We start from the raw sequence: 15,875 nt of genomic DNA on the forward strand, positions 1-15,875 counted from the left end.
TTACTTCGATTGAAACAACTCACTGTTCACGATTAACGCGACCATTGTAGCAAGTCCATCTCCTTGTTTGCGAACATCTGCTGTGATCTGATCGACGCTTGACCGATCACTAAACGTCAAAGGCCGCCCAAGTGCGTAGGTCGCCATTTTGTGAACCATGGCTCGCACAAACTGATCCTGTCGATTCTGCAGCAAATAGCGTTTCAAGCCCTGCATGCCATCCAGTTTTTGCCCATTAAATAACAGGCTCGTCGCATCCACGGGCTTGCCGGCAATTTCTTTGCGATAACTGCCAACCGCATCAAAATTCTCGAAGGCAATTCCCCACGGATCAATCTTTGCATGGCACGACCGACAAGCGACCTGATCGCGATGATCCTCCATGCGTTCCTTCAGCGTTAGCTTCGCGATTTCGGGATCGGCCAGGTCGATTTCCGGAACAGCCGGTGGCGGAGGAGGCGGTGGATCGTTCAACAAACTCTCCAACATCCAGATCCCTCGCTTTAACGGGTGGGAATCTTTGCCATCGGAATTCATCGCTAACAAACCTGCCTGAGTCAGCAAACCACCTCGGTTGTTCTGCGGTGCAAGATCGACCCGACGAAAATGGTTTCCTTCCACTCCCACCAATCCGTAGTGCTTGGCAAGTCTTTCATTGACCAGGGTGTAATCGGCATGAACAAAATCCAACACGCTATCATTGTTTTGTAAAATCTCGTGATAGAAAGCGATCGGCTCCTCTTGCATCGCTTCTTTCAAGGCAGGATTGAATTGGCGGTAAAGCTTCCGATCAACCTGAAGGAAGTCCAGTAGTTGCATTCCCAACCACTGGCGAACGAACTGCTCCGAAAAGCGCCGAGACCGCGGGTCAGCCAACATGCGATGCACTTGTTCGGTCAGTGTATCGGCATCATTCAATCGTCCTTGCAAGGCAAGACTCATCAATTCCTTATCCGGTGTACTCGACCACAAGAACATCGAAAGACGAGTTGCCAGTTCTTCCTGATGAAGACTCTCCGTTGCTTCCTGTTCAGAATCGATCTTGACGAGATAGAGAAATTTTGGCGATGACAGGACAGTCGCCAACACTTCGATCACAGCATGTTGAAAATCATCACAGTCGGGGCGAATCATTTCGAACAAGGCCAGTTTTTGATCGATCTCACTTGGCGTCACTTCACGGCGCCAAGCACGTGACATGAAACCCTTCAATAGGGCTCGCGCGTGCACCTTTTCATCGGACTTATCAGCGCTATCGACGAAGATACGAGCGTGCGAGGCAGGCGGCCATTGGGCATGAACGGGAGCCGTAATTTCGACGTAATCGATCTGTACATCGCCTCTCGAGACCGAGCTATTGACGAACTTTACAAACTCGGACGGACTAGGGGTATCTCCCATCTTGGAGACCTTGCGAACCGAGTTGCGCGGATAGATTTCGCTTAAGGGAATGTCCCACTGGTAGAATTGGGGGTTATCCGGAGCCGCATCGATCATGATGTCACGATCGCTGATTCTGGTGGAGGCGGCCGAATCGTTACTTGCCTGCCAGCCGAACTCCAATTGGAGGCTCGGCACAAATTCGTCTTCTACCGAAGCTCGCGCGGCTCGAATGCGAACTTGAAGCATCCCTTCATCTGGCAATTGATCTCCCAGTTCGACAATCCATTTTTGTTGGGGAGGAATGATCGCCACAAAGTTATGATCTGCGGGAACCTCAGGTCGCACCGATGTCGGTTTCCATGCGTATTTCGCCCCTCCATAGCTCCAAGAAACCGGCTCCGTGTGACCCTGACTTAAATCCTTGTAATGAGCACGGTTATGCCTGCGTCGAAACTTGGCGGCTTGCTGCTCCAACTGTTGCTCCCGTTTCTCGGGATCGTCTTGATACTTCTGCTTGATCTCCTCAACTTCTTTCGCCTGACGCTGCCAGGCAGTCGCCGAGGCAGCCTGCATCGAAACACCCCAGTAGATCGGCGCGGGTCGGGATCCGCTCACCGTGGCACGTCGTAAGGCTTTTCGAGCCAAGTCCCGATAAATCCCGAACTGATTCGTCGACATGTGCAGCATCTCGGAACTGTTCTGAAACCCATCCTCTGAAGTCGATTCCGGTGGTAGATCTTTGGAAAAATCAAAGGGAAGTCCAAGTAAATCCTGGAGCACATAATTGTATTCGTAGCGCGTCATTCGCCGAAATGATGAGTGCCCCTGTTCGATGCGGCGCACCCGCGAGGCGACTTGCATCTCAGCAGAAAGCCAATCCACTATCTTGCGCCGATCTTCCGCCGCTAATTCCGCCTCGTCCGGTGGGGGCATTTCACCGTTACTCAGTACAGCAAAAACTTCCAACCACCAATTCACATCGTCTCCGTGAAATAGATCTGGATCGAGCACGTCGATCCGGATGTTCCCCTCCTGGGACTCCGCTCCATGACACGACACACAAGCCTGACGGAGAATCGGCTTTACTTGCGTTTGAAACGTAAGCAGGTCCGGTTTTGGAGCTTCCGTTCCAATGACACGCGATTCATGTTTCTGATAACTCGAACGCAGCGCACCGGCTGCCTTTAATTCTTCGAGTGTCACAAGGTTCGATGGAGGATCGCTGTTAGAAATCGACGGTTGATCGACGCCGAAGTCAGTTTCGGAACCGTGCGAATCCTCCGCAACTCCAGCGACCCACATGCCAGTCAGCAGCGCGAGCAGCGAAACGACCCATCGATTGTTCGAATTCGAGTGATTGCTCTTCATCATGCTGGGGTGGGTACGTCGCGAAAAGTGTTGTCCGTGCAACCGGCGTCTCAGGAAGGCAGGGGAGGAGAGCCACCTGTGACACTTATCCTAACGCGCCGACCGACTGAGTAGAAACTGTGATTTCAGTCGATCGCACCGGAATCAAGCCAACATTTGTTTACATCCGTTGACACTTAATTTCCGAGTTACTTGGCTTGTCAGACCGGGTGGTCGCTGGAACTGAAAGGCAGGCTTCCACCGGGACCAACCAGGAAACGGACCGGGGGTACGAGCGCCTACCGCTGATGATTGTTGCTAATCGTTGCAAACGAAAAAACTGACAAACCTCCAAACCCCATCCCGCAGATGGCCGGCTCCGCGACCAACGGACGAAATTAAGCCGACCAACGGAGCAGTCAAGGATCGTTGAAAACAGCGTAATCAAAGGCGATTACCGTGGGAAACATTCTGCTCGACCTCGATTTTGAGCCTCTTTTGGCATCTTCGCCCTACCACCAGCCCCATTCCCCCAAAAAGCCTCGTCAGATCTAGACTACTGCTACAGCTGCCCAAATCAGCCCGTTCCCCCCAACAATCGTGTGCTTTGCCACTTGCAGCTTGCGCCTCGCTTCCCCTTGGACGGTACGAAGAAGGGTATTGTATGTGCCGGCAGTTCATCGATAAAATGTGGTTTGGAAAATGACAGGTCGCCAATGGTTGGTGACGATGTTGGACATCTTAAACGAAAGGGGACCGATGAAGCTGAAGCATCTTGCAGCATTCGTGATGCTCTTGGCTCTCGGCTGCGCGAAGCAGCCTGGCGGCGACACCAAGACGCCGGCACCAGAGTCCGCTCCAAAAGCGGATGCGGCCGAGACCTCACATCTCGAGCCCGAGACGCAAACACTGGCTACAGTTAGTTTTGACGTCACGGGCATGAAGTGACCGACTGGCTGAGGGGGCAAAATCAAAGCCGCCTTGGCAAAGTTACCGGGTGTAACTGTAGACGAAGTAAAAAAAGATTCTGTAACCTGTTCCGGCTCAGACCTTGATACAGCGAAAATCACCGCTGCAATCGAGGGACTTGGCTATGGGGCAACTGTTGCGAAATAGTGTGGCGATGTAAAATCGCACGATCAAAATATAACGGCCGAGCATTCATTGCTCGGCCGTTTTTTTTTCGAACTTGCCGAATTCCAATTGACCCCGCATTCGCCCCAATTGCCAAATGGATCGTCAATACGATCTGTTCTGGTATGATGTGTTGCAATGCAACCCCTACTCGCTTTGATCACCATGCCCAATCCACTATCGCCTCATCCACGCACCCGCTCGGTCAAGTTCCAACTTCCGAAACTTGCCCTGCTGCTGGCATTCTCGCTCCTCTGCTGCTCCTGCACACGTGCTCCAAACAGCAACGATCCAATTTCCGCCGCCTCGAACGAGACGCAACCAACCGGCTCAGGAAAAACTGTTTCGAAAACCACCGACGCGACAGTCACCGCGACACCCTATGAACACTCTCTTCCTCTAGGCTTACCCGAATACCACGTGTCGGACAGGAACCCGATGACGGTGGAAAAGGTCGCGCTCGGACGGAAACTATTTTTCGACACCGCACTTTCTGTGGATCACAGCATGTCCTGCGCAACATGCCACGATCCCCAAAAGGGTTGGTCGAACGGGCTCAAGGTGGCGGAGGGAGTCAATGGAAAAGAAGGGAGCCGAAACGTACCTTCGATTCTTAACGCCGCGTATTATCGTTCACTCTTTTGGGACGGTCGTGCTGGCACTCTTGAGAGTCAGGCACTCGGCCCGATTCTTAACCCAGACGAAATGGGAATGCCCTCAACCGAAACGTTGATCGTGCGACTTCGCGAGGATGACGATTACCCAACGCTGTTTGACCAGGCGTTTCCCAACGGATTAACGGCAACCAACGTGGCTCGAGCGATTGCCTGTTACGAGCGGACCATTGTCGCGGGCAATTCGCCGTATGATCGCTATGTCGCCGGTGATGAAAGCGCATTGTCGGAGGCGGCAAAGCGAGGCATGGAGATTTTCTTCGACAAACGTAAGAGCAAATGTACGGTTTGCCACGAGCCACCAACATTTACTGCTCTCTTTTATCACAACCTTGGCGTGGGGATGGATCAAGAAAGTCCAGACCTGGGGCGCTATGAAGTCACCAAACTCGAAAGCAACAAAGGAAAATTCAAGGTTCCCACCGTTCGCGATGTGAAAGATACCGGTCCCTATATGCATGATGGTAGCGTCGCAACACTCGAAGAAGTGATCGAACTCTATGATCGCGGTGGTATCCCGAACCGATACCTTTCCACTGAAATGCGGGGTCAGCTGAAGCTGACCAAGCAGGAAAAGCAGGATCTCGTGACGTTCATGGTCGAAGGGCTTAGCTCCGACCAACAACCGACCCCGTAACTTTCTAGCACTCCTACGACTTTGCACCCGTAAAAGACGCGTTCGTGACGTGCAAAGTGGCGGGATCCTGCCAAGCCACGACAATAAAACATAGCGACCGCGACCCTAAGCATATTTTCCGTTAAAATGCTTGCTCGATCCGCTGCCATCTGAGCAAATTGGACCAGCCCTGAGTCGGCAATCTGCAACGGGCTTCGCAAACAAGTCGGCAGAGCTGTGAACGGAACCGAGGCGCATCGCTAATTTTTTAGAAGGCCTTGGCATGACTCAGGGACAGACGCACCCTAAGAAAAGATAGAGGCATCGCAGATGGCACCGAATCCCGAACAAGAGTTTTCTCGCCGTGAACGCCAGATCATGGACGCCATTTACGCGGTTGGATCAGCTACGGCATCCGAGGTGGTCGAGGCTCTTCCCGAAAATCTCGCCAACTCGACGGTAAGAACCTTTTTGCGAATTCTTGTCGAAAAAGGGCACCTCAAGTACAAGCTTGATGGTCAAAGCTATATTTACCGGCCCACACGTTCGCGACCGAAAGCCGCACAGCGAGCATTGAAGCGAGTGGTCAACACCTTCTTCGATGGGTCGATTGAAGAAACGGTCGCTGAACTCCTGCGTTTTCGAACTGTCAACTTGAGGGAAAAAGAAATCGCCAAGATCCAAAAAACGATCGCAAGAGCAAGCAAAGGAAAACGACGATCGTAATCAGAGACACCGACCGATCGGCCGTCATTCGCACACCCGACACCGCGCGATACCGAGACAAGTCGATCGGAACCTAAGGAATCGCCTGTAAGACTTGGCTGATGCTGAGCTGACCATCAACTAATTTAAGCTGCAGATCAAAGAAGCCCGAATCTTCGCCTCGATGAGAAAAAGAAACGGAAATCGCGTCGCCATGCTTTGAGAAGCCCAATGGATGAGTCCAATCAACTTGCTTGAGACTCGGCTTATTAACCGTCGGTCCGGTGGTGTATTCACCTGCTAAGAGCAAACTCAAGATGGATTCAGCTTCTCCGATGCTCAACGCCTGAAGCGAACGGATTCGATATTCCTGATTTCCTACCTTCAGAATGACCGCTTTTTCTGTCCTGGGTTTTCCTGCCCAGAAATCGCCCGTCTGCAGATCATTTTTTCCTGGCGATTCATTCGGATGCCACCAGTTTTTGTAACGCACGTCGAGCACCTTATTGGAAACGTGGCGACCGTCAATCTCGTCCGCACCCTTCACGCGAATACCACGAGCCGCCGTTGGGTAGAGGTTGTAGGTATCGATCTTTTTGATTTTCTTGAGACCTCGTTGCTTCGCAAGATTGAGTACGATCTGCTCTTGTGCATCCGAAAGTGCGGCACCCTTGACGTATTGTGTTTGCACTTTTACATCAGCATCCGAGGATTCCTGACCTTTTGCTTTGGTCTTGATTGTGATTCCATTCGGCATGAAGGGCTTAAATTTATCTTTCGACTTTTCAGACACGTACACCGTGACCTTATCTCCCTTGTCTGGAATTGGCACATTGCCCTGCAGCCCCGGTATAGGCGGTATGCGAACGGCAGGCTGCCAAGCCTCGACCGTAATCACCTGGCCAGGCTTTACACCCGCGCCTTTCATGATCGCTGACACCTTGAGCTTAATCGTATAAATCCGATCACGGTGAATGCCAAAGGCTCTTTCAACCTTTGAATTTGTAAGTCGAGAGGTCACTGAAATGACGTCACCGGAAACAATATACTTCGATTCCTTTTCCAACTCTTCCTGACTCATTGGCGGCAAAGCAGCCTGAAGCTCAACCGCAAACAGAAACAGCATGATGCAGGTAAATCCGGCCAACGATCTTTTCACAAGGAACATTTTTGGTTTCATTTTCTTTCCAATTCCTGTTTGGATTGACTGCCGTGAGATCGAATCAATGCGAGACCCTCGCCGATCGCACTGAAAAACAGTCGGCATAACGCGTTAATTACACTTTGACTGTTCTCGCCTTTCATTGCAACGGATCAAACATCGAATAGTCAGCATGACGAGCACTCAACGATAGCATGCTCGCACCCGCTAACAATCAGTCAGTTACTGGTTAACGCAGCAAATCCTTTCTCATCATTGGGACCAGCGATCAAAGATTGCCGCGAGAAGGGTTTGCGATGTTGACCAACTGGCACATCAGCCGAATCCACATCAGCCTGAGTAACCCGACGACATAAGTCAATCATCTATCTCTCATCCTGGCTTACTCAGGCTAAACAGAGCAGCAGACCGAAGTTGGATGACCAAAACAGTTCTCGGCAATGCTTTCACGAACAATGTGCTTTTGACAGTTCCCAAAGACTGCGAGAGAATCAATACAGATCTCATTACTGGGTTCCTGATTCGAACATGGCTCTCACCGCAATATGACCGACCCTGAGAAAGCGGTTTCGAAAGCGAAAAAACCATGAAGATGATTCTTACCATTATGTTTTCCGCCACCATCGTTTCCAATGGGGAAGCGAGGATCTCTCAAGCCAACCCAACACGTGTCGCTTGCCTAGGCGATAGTATCACCGCAGGTGCCAGAGTCGATGCGAAGACGGAGTCGTACCCAGCTCGTTTACAAGCCATTCTCGGTGATGACTGGACCGTACGAAACTTTGGAATCGGAGGAGCCACATTGATCAAAACAGGTCAACCGAACGTCTGGGCAACGCTTGACGCGGTGAAAAAATATCAGCCAGATGTCGTGGTTATATCACTCGGGACAAACGACACTGTCAGCGGTAATCGAAAGAACTGGGAGCAGATCTCCCGATTCGATCACGATTATTCTGAGTTAATCACCCGTTTGCGGCAGCTCGCGTCAACACCACGAATTGTAGTTTGCACCCCAACGGCGATGGTTCTTGAAACACCAGGGCTCTCGGCCGTGCGCGTGGCCGGACTGCGGGAACGCAAGCCTCGCCTGCAAACCTTATGCGATCGAGTTCGACGTTTGGCTGAAAAACACGCTGGACAAAACGTCTCGTTGCTAGAATTAAACTCGATTCTTCAGCGACGACCCGAACTGCTCACCACAAGTGACGGCGTCCATCCCAACGCTAACGGCTATACAGCGATTGCCAAAGCGGTGGCAGCGCACCTCCACCCCTAGTGGAACTTACTGTTCTTGAGGGTAAAGAAGATGAGCAAGCATTACGGGTCGATGTAATTTCATTTCGCACCGACCAAATGGAAGGCGCATTCCTGAATGCCAAACATGGAACAACACGCGAGCCATGAAAGTTCAGTAAATCAATCATCTCTTGTCAAAAAAAACCCTCGCAGATTTCCGCCACTCCGACGCGTTTAGAGATATTTGCTCTCCCCCCTCTCCTGGTGTACGATGAAATTCGTCAGAAGCGCCACCTCTTTGCAAATGAGATCCTTGCTGCCCCTTTTGGCTGGCACCCCATTTGTCAACTTTTGGCATCGATTATCAAGACTTGCCAAGAGCGGCAATTAAATCGCTGAGGCGCCGAGACCATGCAGGGGCAACGAGCTTAACTTCTAGAAATGAGTAAGTTAGAGTCACGTTTTTACCAGAATAACATCACCAGAATAACGATGACGCTCGTTTCCGCTGCAAGTACCTTGAAAGCCAATTCCGACCTACCTGGCTAATCGATGCCACCCGACTTTTTTCGCATCATCCCCCGGCAACGGTGATCAGGTGGGGCCCGCCCCCAGCATTTGTTGCTTCAGACTGAAATGCCCCGTAATGAGCCGACATTTTCAACGAGCGATACTCGTGTTGACTCTGTTTAACGGCGCGACGACCAGCGCTGAACAAGCGATCAACTTCAACCGTGACATTCGGCCGATTTTTGCCGCCAAGTGTTTCCCATGCCACGGCCCGGACGAGGAGACGCGAGAAGCGGATCTTCGCATGGATATCCGGGAAGCAGCAATTGATCATGGTGCGATCACCGCCGGTCAGCCAGACGAGAGTGAGTTCATTCGCCGAATCCTCTCGGATGATCCTGAAGAAATCATGCCGCCGCCTCAAGCGAATGATCTCTTGAGCGACCAACAAAAACAGTTGTTAATCGCTTGGGTCGAGCAAGGTGCTCCCTATCTTAAACATTGGGCCTTTGTTTCGCCCACCCGGCCGACGGTCCCGCAAACACCCAACACGAACTGGCCCAACAACGAAATCGACCACTTTGTCTACTCACGGTTGGCAAGCGAGGGGCTGGCGCCTTCGCCACCGGCCGACAAGTATACTTTGGTACGTCGTGTATATTTGGATTTGATCGGTCTGCCTCCCACGCCTGAGGAAGCTGACGCCTTTGTCAAAGATCAAGATCCAAGCGCCTACGGAACGCTCGTAGACAAGCTACTGCAATCGAAACACTACGGTGAGCGATGGGCACGAAATTGGTTGGACTTGGCTCGCTACGCTGACACGAATGGATACGAAAAAGATCGCGAACGTAAAATCTGGCCGTATCGCGACTGGGTCATTCGTGCACTTAACGAAGATTTACCATTTGACCAATTTACGATCGCGCAAATCGCCGGCGATATGCTTCCCAATCCAACTCAAGATCAGCTGATCGCCACCGGCTTTCATCGAAATACAATGCTCAACGAAGAGGGCGGAATCGACCCTCTCGAATACCGTTTTTATGCCATGGTTGATCGCGTCGCGACCGTGGGGAGCATCTGGCTGGGACTTTCCACAGGCTGTGCACAGTGCCACACCCACAAGTACGATCCAATTACTCATACGGACTACTATCGGCTGTTCGCACTGTTGAACAATGCGGACGAACCTGATTTCGTGATCAAATCGCAAGACATTTTAGCGAATCGACATGAGCTCCAAGAACGGATCCGTCAGCTCGAAGTCAACCTGCCCAATCAGTTTCCTCCGATCGAAGGTAACGGACCAGCGCCGCAACGGCGTCAGCAGAATCTGGCGAACCAATTTTCCGAATGGCTGAAATTGTCACGACAGAAAGCGTTGGTCTGGAATCCACTCTTACCTAATTCGATGAAAACCAACCTGCCTCGTCTGGAACTCTTAGATGATGGTTCCATTTTTTCCACAGGGGATATCACCAAGCGAGACCAGTTCACACTGCGATTTCAGCGAGATAAATCAGCTCGGCCAATTACTGCGATTCGACTCGAAGTCCTTCCTGATGATCGCTTGCCCGCTGGTGGTCCTGGCCGCGCCTATTACGAAGGTCGAAAAGGAGACTTCTTCTTAAGTGAAATCGACGCACGTCTCGATGGCCAACCGATCGAGTTCAAGTCTCCTTCGCGGAGCTATGGAAAGATCGCGATCGGTAGCGGCAATGCCAACGCAGAAAATGTGTTGGACGATAAGGGTTCGACAGGCTGGTCCACCGCACAGCGAGAAGGAGAACCTCATCAACTTGTTCTCAACCTGGTGACGCCAATTACAAGCGCAGATCCATTGGAAGTTGATCTATTGTTCGAGCGACATTTCGCTGCCAGTTTGGGTCGCTTTCGATTTTCTGCGACTGCAAGCAGTCGTGATGCAAAAGCGAATAGTCTACCGGTCGAGATTGAAGCACTCCTAACTCGATCCGACGAAGAATTGAACGAAGAGGAACACCACATTCTGAAAAAGTATTTTCTTTCCGTTACACCCAAGTTAACTGAGGCCCGCAAGCCAATCGAAGCGTTGAAAAAGCGGCTACCGGCTTTTCCAACGACGATGGTTATGCGAGAGCGTCAACCCGACAATCCTCGACAAACATTCCGCCACCACCGCGGAGAATACTTGAGCCCAAAAGAAGAAGTCGCTCCGGACCTACCAACCTTCCTCTCCGTTCCATCCGACACGGAACCATCAAACCGTCTCGAGTTCGCCCAATGGCTCGTCAGTCAGAACAACCCACTGGTGGCTCGCGTGGCGGTCAATCGTGCTTGGCAAGCGATGTTCGGCACTGGCTTACAACGGACAAGCGATGACTTCGGCAGCCAAACGGACTTGCCAACCCATCCTCAACTGTTGGATTGGCTTGCTTGCCAGTTTGTCGAAGATGGCTGGTCACTGAAACAGCTGCATCGATTGATCGTCAACAGCGCAACTTACCGGCAGCGGTCGCGTCTAACGCCCCAATTGCGGCACCAAGATCCTGCAAATGATTTGCTGGCTCGCGGTCCGCGTTATCGGGTTCCTGCCGAAATGGTTCGCGATATGATGCTCCACAGTTCCGGATTACTCTCGGCCAAAATGTACGGTCCGGGTGTAAAGCCGCCCCAACCTCAGAGTGTGACTGCAGTCGCCTATGGGAATCCGAAATGGGATCCGTCACCGGGCGAAGACCGCTATCGCCGCTCACTCTACACGTTCATCAAACGGACCGCTCCATTCGCCGCCTATGCGGTCTTTGACGCGCCAACCGGGGAAAACTGCGTCGCTCGACGAGATCGCAGCAATACTCCACTGCAGGCCCTGACATTGCTCAATGACGAGATGTACCTCGAAATGTCACGTGCTCTGGCGAGGACGGCGAGTGATCGAGACTTAAGCGATCAGGAAACGGCAACATTCATCTTTCGTCATTTGTTGACGCGTCCCCCCACCGACAAAGAATTGTCGGCGATCGTCAAATATTATCAAACACAACTCTCGCGATTAGAAACTCAACCATTACAGGTGAGCCAGATCACCCACGACAACGAAGCTACCCAACAACGAGCTGCCTGGACGATGGTCGCACGTTCCCTGATGAACTTGGACGAAGCGATCACGAAACCTTAGCAACTGAGAGTCTGACGATGGATAACACAATTCCACAACAAACTCAGCTTGAGCAAACGCGACGGCATTTTTTTCACGATTGTGGTATCGGCGTCGGCAAAATAGCCTTGGCATCGCTCATGTCCAAAACGTTGAGCGGCCCTCGGCCTCTTTTGGCTGCCGAGCACACCAGTCCATTCGAGCCCAAAAAGCCACATTTTCCTGCCAAAGCGAAGCGAGTCATTTTTCTGTTCATGGCGGGAGCGCCAAGCCAGTTGGAACTTTTTGACCATAAACCGAAGCTTGCCGAGTTAGAAGGCAAACCAATTCCGCCGTCTGTGATCAAAGGGCAGCGCTACGCCTTCATCCAACCTGATGCGGCCGTATTAGGTCCCCGCTTCAAATTCGCCAAGCACGGGACGTGCGGTGCGGAAATCTCGGAAGTTATGCCTCACCTGGGCAAAGTCGTAGACGAACTAGCGATCGTGCGCTCGGTCCACACCGATCTTTTTAATCACTCTCCAGCTCAGCTGTTCGTCAACACGGGAAGCGGCGTACCCGGTCGTCCCAGCATGGGATCGTGGCTCAGCTACGGACTTGGTAGTGAAGCCGACGATTTACCTTCGTTTGTCGTCCTTCAGAGCGGCGGCAGTCTTAGTGGCGGAGCGGCCATGTGGAGTTCGGGTTTCTTGCCGTCGGTGCACCAAGGTGTTGGTTTTCGCGGCCAAGGAGATCCTATCCTGCACGTTTCCAATCCGCAGGGATACGACAAGCAGGCACAACGCGACTCACTCGACCTCATTCGCACCTTGAATGAAGAACAATTGCGACAAGTGGGTGATCCCGAAATCACGACTCGAATCAATGCTTACGAGATGGCATTCCGTATGCAAGCTCGCGCGCCGGAACTGATGGATTTTTCACAAGAGTCAGCGGAAACACTCGAATTGTACGGCGTCAAAGCCGGCGATGCGAAAGGCTCGTTCGCCAAAAACTGCCTATTGGCGCGACGACTTGCTGAACGGGGTGTTCGCTTTATTCAGGTGTATCATTCAGGCTGGGATCACCACAGCAACGTCGAGGGCGGAGTCCGAGGACAATGTCAACAAACCGATCAAGCTTGTGCAGCATTACTCCAGGATCTTAAACGAAACGGAATGCTAGACGATACGCTTGTCGTTTGGGGAGGCGAATTTGGACGCACCCCGATGGTCGAAGCCAGCGCAGCGCTCGGTCGCAGCATGGGACGCGACCACCACCCACAAGCCTTTACAATCTGGTTAGCGGGCGGAGGCATCAAACCTGGCATCAGCTATGGAGCGACCGACGAGCTGGGCTTTCATAGTGTGGTAAATCCCGTCCATGTTCACGACATCCAGGCAACCATTCTGCACTGCCTGGGACTCAACCACGAACAATTGAACTTTCGACACCGCGGCTTGAACTTCCGCCTCACGGGAGTGGAAGAACACCACCCCGTCACCGACATCCTCGCGTGAACCCCGACGGATCGCGGCATCCTGCCCCATCATTCGTCGTCTAGTAAACACCGGCCGTGGAGCCACCATCGACCGCCGTCGCAGTGCCTTGAATGTGACGTGCCTGCTCCGAACAGAGGAACAGCGCCAGAGCGGCCACATCTTCGGGACAACCAAGGCGAGTGAGTCCATCCTGGGCGATCAGATCCGCTCGAACTTCATCGACGGATTTCCCCGAAGCGGCCGCGCGTTGCTGAAACAGCTGCTCGACACGTTCGGTTTCCGTCAACCCCGGCAGAATTGCATTCACGTTGACTCCGTCTCGCTTTCCTAACCCGGCGAGTCCTTTGGTGAAGTTATTCATCGCCGCATTCACCGAGCCACCGATCAAAAATTCGGCATCCGGTGTTCGCGCAGCTCCACCAATCACGTTGATGACATGACCTTTCGCATCACGCAGGAATGGCCACAACATCCGGCAAAGGCGCACACATCCGAAAAACTTGAGTGCAAATCCATCGTGCCAAATATCATCCCCTTGTTCCAGAAACAAGCCGGCCTGAGTAGCGCCTGCCGAGTTAACAAGCACATCACAACGCTGATGTCGCTCGACGACAAAATCCAACACCTTCGCACATCCCGCGTCGTCTCTTAAGTCAGTGGTGCAAATGTCGGGACGAGCTGCCCCCGTTTGTTCGATCGCATCAGCGGCCGCCACAAGGTTGGTTTCCGTCGAAGCCACCAAGACCGTCTGCGCACCCTCACTAGCAAATGCTGAGGCCACACCACGCCCGATGCCACGACTACCACCCGACACAACTACCACTTTGGTTTCAAAACGCTTCGTCATCATGATCTCTCATTTGTCTGTTTGATCGTTAGCTGCTGCTACTGCTGCGCGTAAACCCAATAAGTAGCTGTCAAATCCAAAACCGGCAATGTAACCTTTGGCAATGTCCGAGATAACCGAATGCTGCCGAAACTTGTCCCGTGCATGGTTATTGGACATATGTATTTCGACGATTGGGCAGGGCAACATCGCCAACGCATCGCGCATCCCGTAGCTATAATGCGTCCAAGCACCCGGGTTGATCACGACACCATCGACCTTGTCAAAGAACGCTTTGTGAATTCGATCCACCAATTCGCCTTCACTGTTGGTTTGGAAATAGGTCACTTTCACACCCAGCTCCTCGCCCAGTTCAACCAACCCTTCGTTAATCTGGTCCAGCGTGATCGTTCCGTAAAATTCCGGCTCGCGCTTACCAAACATATTGTGGTTGATGCCATGCAGCATCAGAAACGTTTTCATCGTACGGGAAATCTCCTCAGTAATTTCTTAACCTAGTCATTAGTCTTGTAATCAAGCGACGGTATTCACAACCCGACCTGTTTTAGCTGCTTCAACGATTGCATCAACAACGCGAAGGTTTTGTAGACCATCACGTGCACTGACTAAGGGCTGGGCACGCCCACAAATAACGTCTGCAAAATGATCGATTTGCACTGCAAGGGGATCCACAACCTCGAGCTCAACCGTCGACTTGTCAAACGGCTTGTGCCACGACTGTTCGGCTGCCGAACCATATCGGCTGATCCGCATCGTTGGAATGGACAGTGAGCCCATTGTTCCCGCGACATGGTAACAATCGGTATCATCAACATGCGATCGATCGTAACGAGGATCTTCGCCAGCCGTATGTTCCCAACTGTGATCCGAAGCAGCCGTATCCGACAAGATAAAGGTACCCAGCACACCATTCGCAAATCGCAGCGAAATCGAGGCGGTATCTTCCACTGGAAAGCCGCGCGTCGCGTTGGATGTGAACGCCTGAACAGCAATAATTTCGCCACACAACGATCGAAGATTACCAATTTCGTGAATCATATTCAACAAAATCGGCCCCCCGCCCGGCTCACGGCGCCAGGAAAACGGCCCGTCGAAATAACCTTCATTTTCTGCCTTATAAAACAAGACAGAACCCACCATCGCAACAAGCTTTCCGAGCGTTCCGCTTTCAATCACTTCGACAGCTTTCGACATGATTGGGCTGTAGCGACGATGATGTCCGACCAGTATCGGTACTTTTGCCGCCTCCGCCGCTTCGCAAAGTCGGATCCCCGCTTCGAGCGAATGACCAACGGGTTTTTCCACCAGTGCGGGTAGACCGATCTCGACGCATTGCAAACCCTGTTCAACGTGCATTTGGTTGGGAGTCGCCAACACCACTCCTTCCGGCCGATCTTTTTCGATCAACTCGGCGAGGGTCTGATAGAGTGGCACGCTGTAGCTGGCGGCAATTTCCTGAGCAGCGGGTGCCGGATCGACGATCGCTGACAACTGAGCCCGTTGGGCCTTGGCTGCCAAATCAATGTGCCGCTTTCCGATCAAACCTGCTCCGGCGACGGCGATTCGTGTTTTCTGGCTCATGCGTTTTTGGGTTCCGCTTCGTCCGTCAGGCAAATCATTTCAAATCACCCGAACAAA

General features: G+C 52.3%; 12 protein-coding genes. 6 read left to right on the forward strand and 6 right to left on the reverse strand.

Annotated elements, in window-relative coordinates:
- Nucleotides 1-2,754 (reverse strand): DUF1592 domain-containing protein, encoded by a 2,754-nt coding sequence (locus P8N76_22755; GenBank protein ID MDG2384507.1) that lies wholly within the window; start codon nt 2,752-2,754, stop codon nt 1-3.
- Between the two features lie 678 nt (nt 2,755-3,432).
- Here P8N76_22755 and P8N76_22760 point away from each other — a divergent pair.
- The 3 genes from P8N76_22760 to P8N76_22770 all read left to right on the forward strand — a co-directional run bounded on the left by P8N76_22760 (nt 3,433) and on the right by P8N76_22770 (nt 5,880).
- Complete coding sequence (locus tag P8N76_22760; GenBank protein MDG2384508.1) at nt 3,433-3,678, forward strand: hypothetical protein; 246 nt, start codon at nt 3,433-3,435, stop codon at nt 3,676-3,678.
- Between the two features lie 324 nt (nt 3,679-4,002).
- Nucleotides 4,003-5,175, forward strand: coding sequence for a cytochrome c peroxidase (locus tag P8N76_22765; GenBank protein MDG2384509.1), 1,173 nt, complete (start codon nt 4,003-4,005; stop codon nt 5,173-5,175).
- A 309-nt stretch (nt 5,176-5,484) separates the two neighbouring features.
- Nucleotides 5,485-5,880, forward strand: coding sequence for a BlaI/MecI/CopY family transcriptional regulator (locus P8N76_22770; GenBank protein MDG2384510.1), 396 nt, complete (start codon nt 5,485-5,487; stop codon nt 5,878-5,880).
- Nucleotides 5,881-5,953: 73 nt separating this feature from the next.
- Here the strand turns inward: P8N76_22770 and P8N76_22775 are convergent, their stop codons facing one another.
- Both P8N76_22775 and P8N76_22780 read right to left on the reverse strand, forming a co-directional pair.
- On the reverse strand, nt 5,954-7,039 hold the full coding sequence (locus P8N76_22775; protein MDG2384511.1) for a hypothetical protein: 1,086 nt from the start codon (nt 7,037-7,039) through the stop codon (nt 5,954-5,956).
- Nucleotides 7,040-7,239: 200 nt separating this feature from the next.
- Complete coding sequence (locus P8N76_22780; protein MDG2384512.1) at nt 7,240-7,386, reverse strand: hypothetical protein; 147 nt, start codon at nt 7,384-7,386, stop codon at nt 7,240-7,242.
- 221 nt (nt 7,387-7,607) lie between these two features.
- Between P8N76_22780 and P8N76_22785 the strand changes: the two genes are divergently transcribed.
- The 3 genes from P8N76_22785 to P8N76_22795 all read left to right on the forward strand — a co-directional run bounded on the left by P8N76_22785 (nt 7,608) and on the right by P8N76_22795 (nt 13,408).
- Nucleotides 7,608-8,300, forward strand: coding sequence for a GDSL-type esterase/lipase family protein (locus P8N76_22785; GenBank protein ID MDG2384513.1), 693 nt, complete (start codon nt 7,608-7,610; stop codon nt 8,298-8,300).
- A 606-nt stretch (nt 8,301-8,906) separates the two neighbouring features.
- Nucleotides 8,907-11,930, forward strand: coding sequence for a PSD1 and planctomycete cytochrome C domain-containing protein (locus P8N76_22790; protein MDG2384514.1), 3,024 nt, complete (start codon nt 8,907-8,909; stop codon nt 11,928-11,930).
- Between the two features lie 17 nt (nt 11,931-11,947).
- A complete protein-coding gene (locus P8N76_22795) occupies nt 11,948-13,408 on the forward strand; it encodes a DUF1501 domain-containing protein (GenBank protein MDG2384515.1) in 1,461 nt (486 codons plus the stop codon).
- Between the two features lie 40 nt (nt 13,409-13,448).
- Here the strand turns inward: P8N76_22795 and P8N76_22800 are convergent, their stop codons facing one another.
- The 3 genes from P8N76_22800 to P8N76_22810 are packed head-to-tail and all read right to left on the reverse strand — an operon-like array spanning nt 13,449 to nt 15,818.
- Nucleotides 13,449-14,240, reverse strand: coding sequence for an SDR family oxidoreductase (locus tag P8N76_22800; GenBank protein MDG2384516.1), 792 nt, complete (start codon nt 14,238-14,240; stop codon nt 13,449-13,451).
- Nucleotides 14,241-14,246: 6 nt separating this feature from the next.
- On the reverse strand, nt 14,247-14,699 hold the full coding sequence (gene aroQ / locus P8N76_22805; GenBank protein ID MDG2384517.1) for a type II 3-dehydroquinate dehydratase: 453 nt from the start codon (nt 14,697-14,699) through the stop codon (nt 14,247-14,249).
- Nucleotides 14,700-14,750: 51 nt separating this feature from the next.
- Nucleotides 14,751-15,818 carry a Gfo/Idh/MocA family oxidoreductase gene (locus tag P8N76_22810; GenBank protein MDG2384518.1) on the reverse strand — a complete coding sequence of 356 codons (1,068 nt, stop codon included), beginning with the start codon at nt 15,816-15,818 and terminating at the stop codon, nt 14,751-14,753.
- Between the last annotated feature and the right edge of the window lie 57 nt (nt 15,819-15,875).

The sequence above is a fragment of the Pirellulaceae bacterium genome (assembly GCA_029243025.1).
GTDB lineage: Bacteria > Planctomycetota > Planctomycetia > Pirellulales > Pirellulaceae.

Coding starts and splice junctions, on each gene's coding strand:
- P8N76_22790 (MDG2384514.1), top strand. CDS start 8,907: ATGAGCCGACATTTTCAACGAGCGATACTCGTGTTGACTCTGTTTAAC.
- P8N76_22760 (MDG2384508.1), top strand. CDS start 3,433: ATGACAGGTCGCCAATGGTTGGTGACGATGTTGGACATCTTAAACGAA.
- P8N76_22765 (MDG2384509.1), top strand. CDS start 4,003: ATGCAACCCCTACTCGCTTTGATCACCATGCCCAATCCACTATCGCCT.
- aroQ (MDG2384517.1), bottom strand. CDS start 14,699: ATGAAAACGTTTCTGATGCTGCATGGCATCAACCACAATATGTTTGGT.
- P8N76_22770 (MDG2384510.1), top strand. CDS start 5,485: ATGGCACCGAATCCCGAACAAGAGTTTTCTCGCCGTGAACGCCAGATC.
- P8N76_22795 (MDG2384515.1), top strand. CDS start 11,948: ATGGATAACACAATTCCACAACAAACTCAGCTTGAGCAAACGCGACGG.
- P8N76_22775 (MDG2384511.1), bottom strand. CDS start 7,039: ATGAAACCAAAAATGTTCCTTGTGAAAAGATCGTTGGCCGGATTTACC.
- P8N76_22780 (MDG2384512.1), bottom strand. CDS start 7,386: ATGATTGACTTATGTCGTCGGGTTACTCAGGCTGATGTGGATTCGGCT.
- P8N76_22785 (MDG2384513.1), top strand. CDS start 7,608: ATGAAGATGATTCTTACCATTATGTTTTCCGCCACCATCGTTTCCAAT.
- P8N76_22755 (MDG2384507.1), bottom strand. CDS start 2,754: ATGATGAAGAGCAATCACTCGAATTCGAACAATCGATGGGTCGTTTCG.
- P8N76_22810 (MDG2384518.1), bottom strand. CDS start 15,818: ATGAGCCAGAAAACACGAATCGCCGTCGCCGGAGCAGGTTTGATCGGA.
- P8N76_22800 (MDG2384516.1), bottom strand. CDS start 14,240: ATGATGACGAAGCGTTTTGAAACCAAAGTGGTAGTTGTGTCGGGTGGT.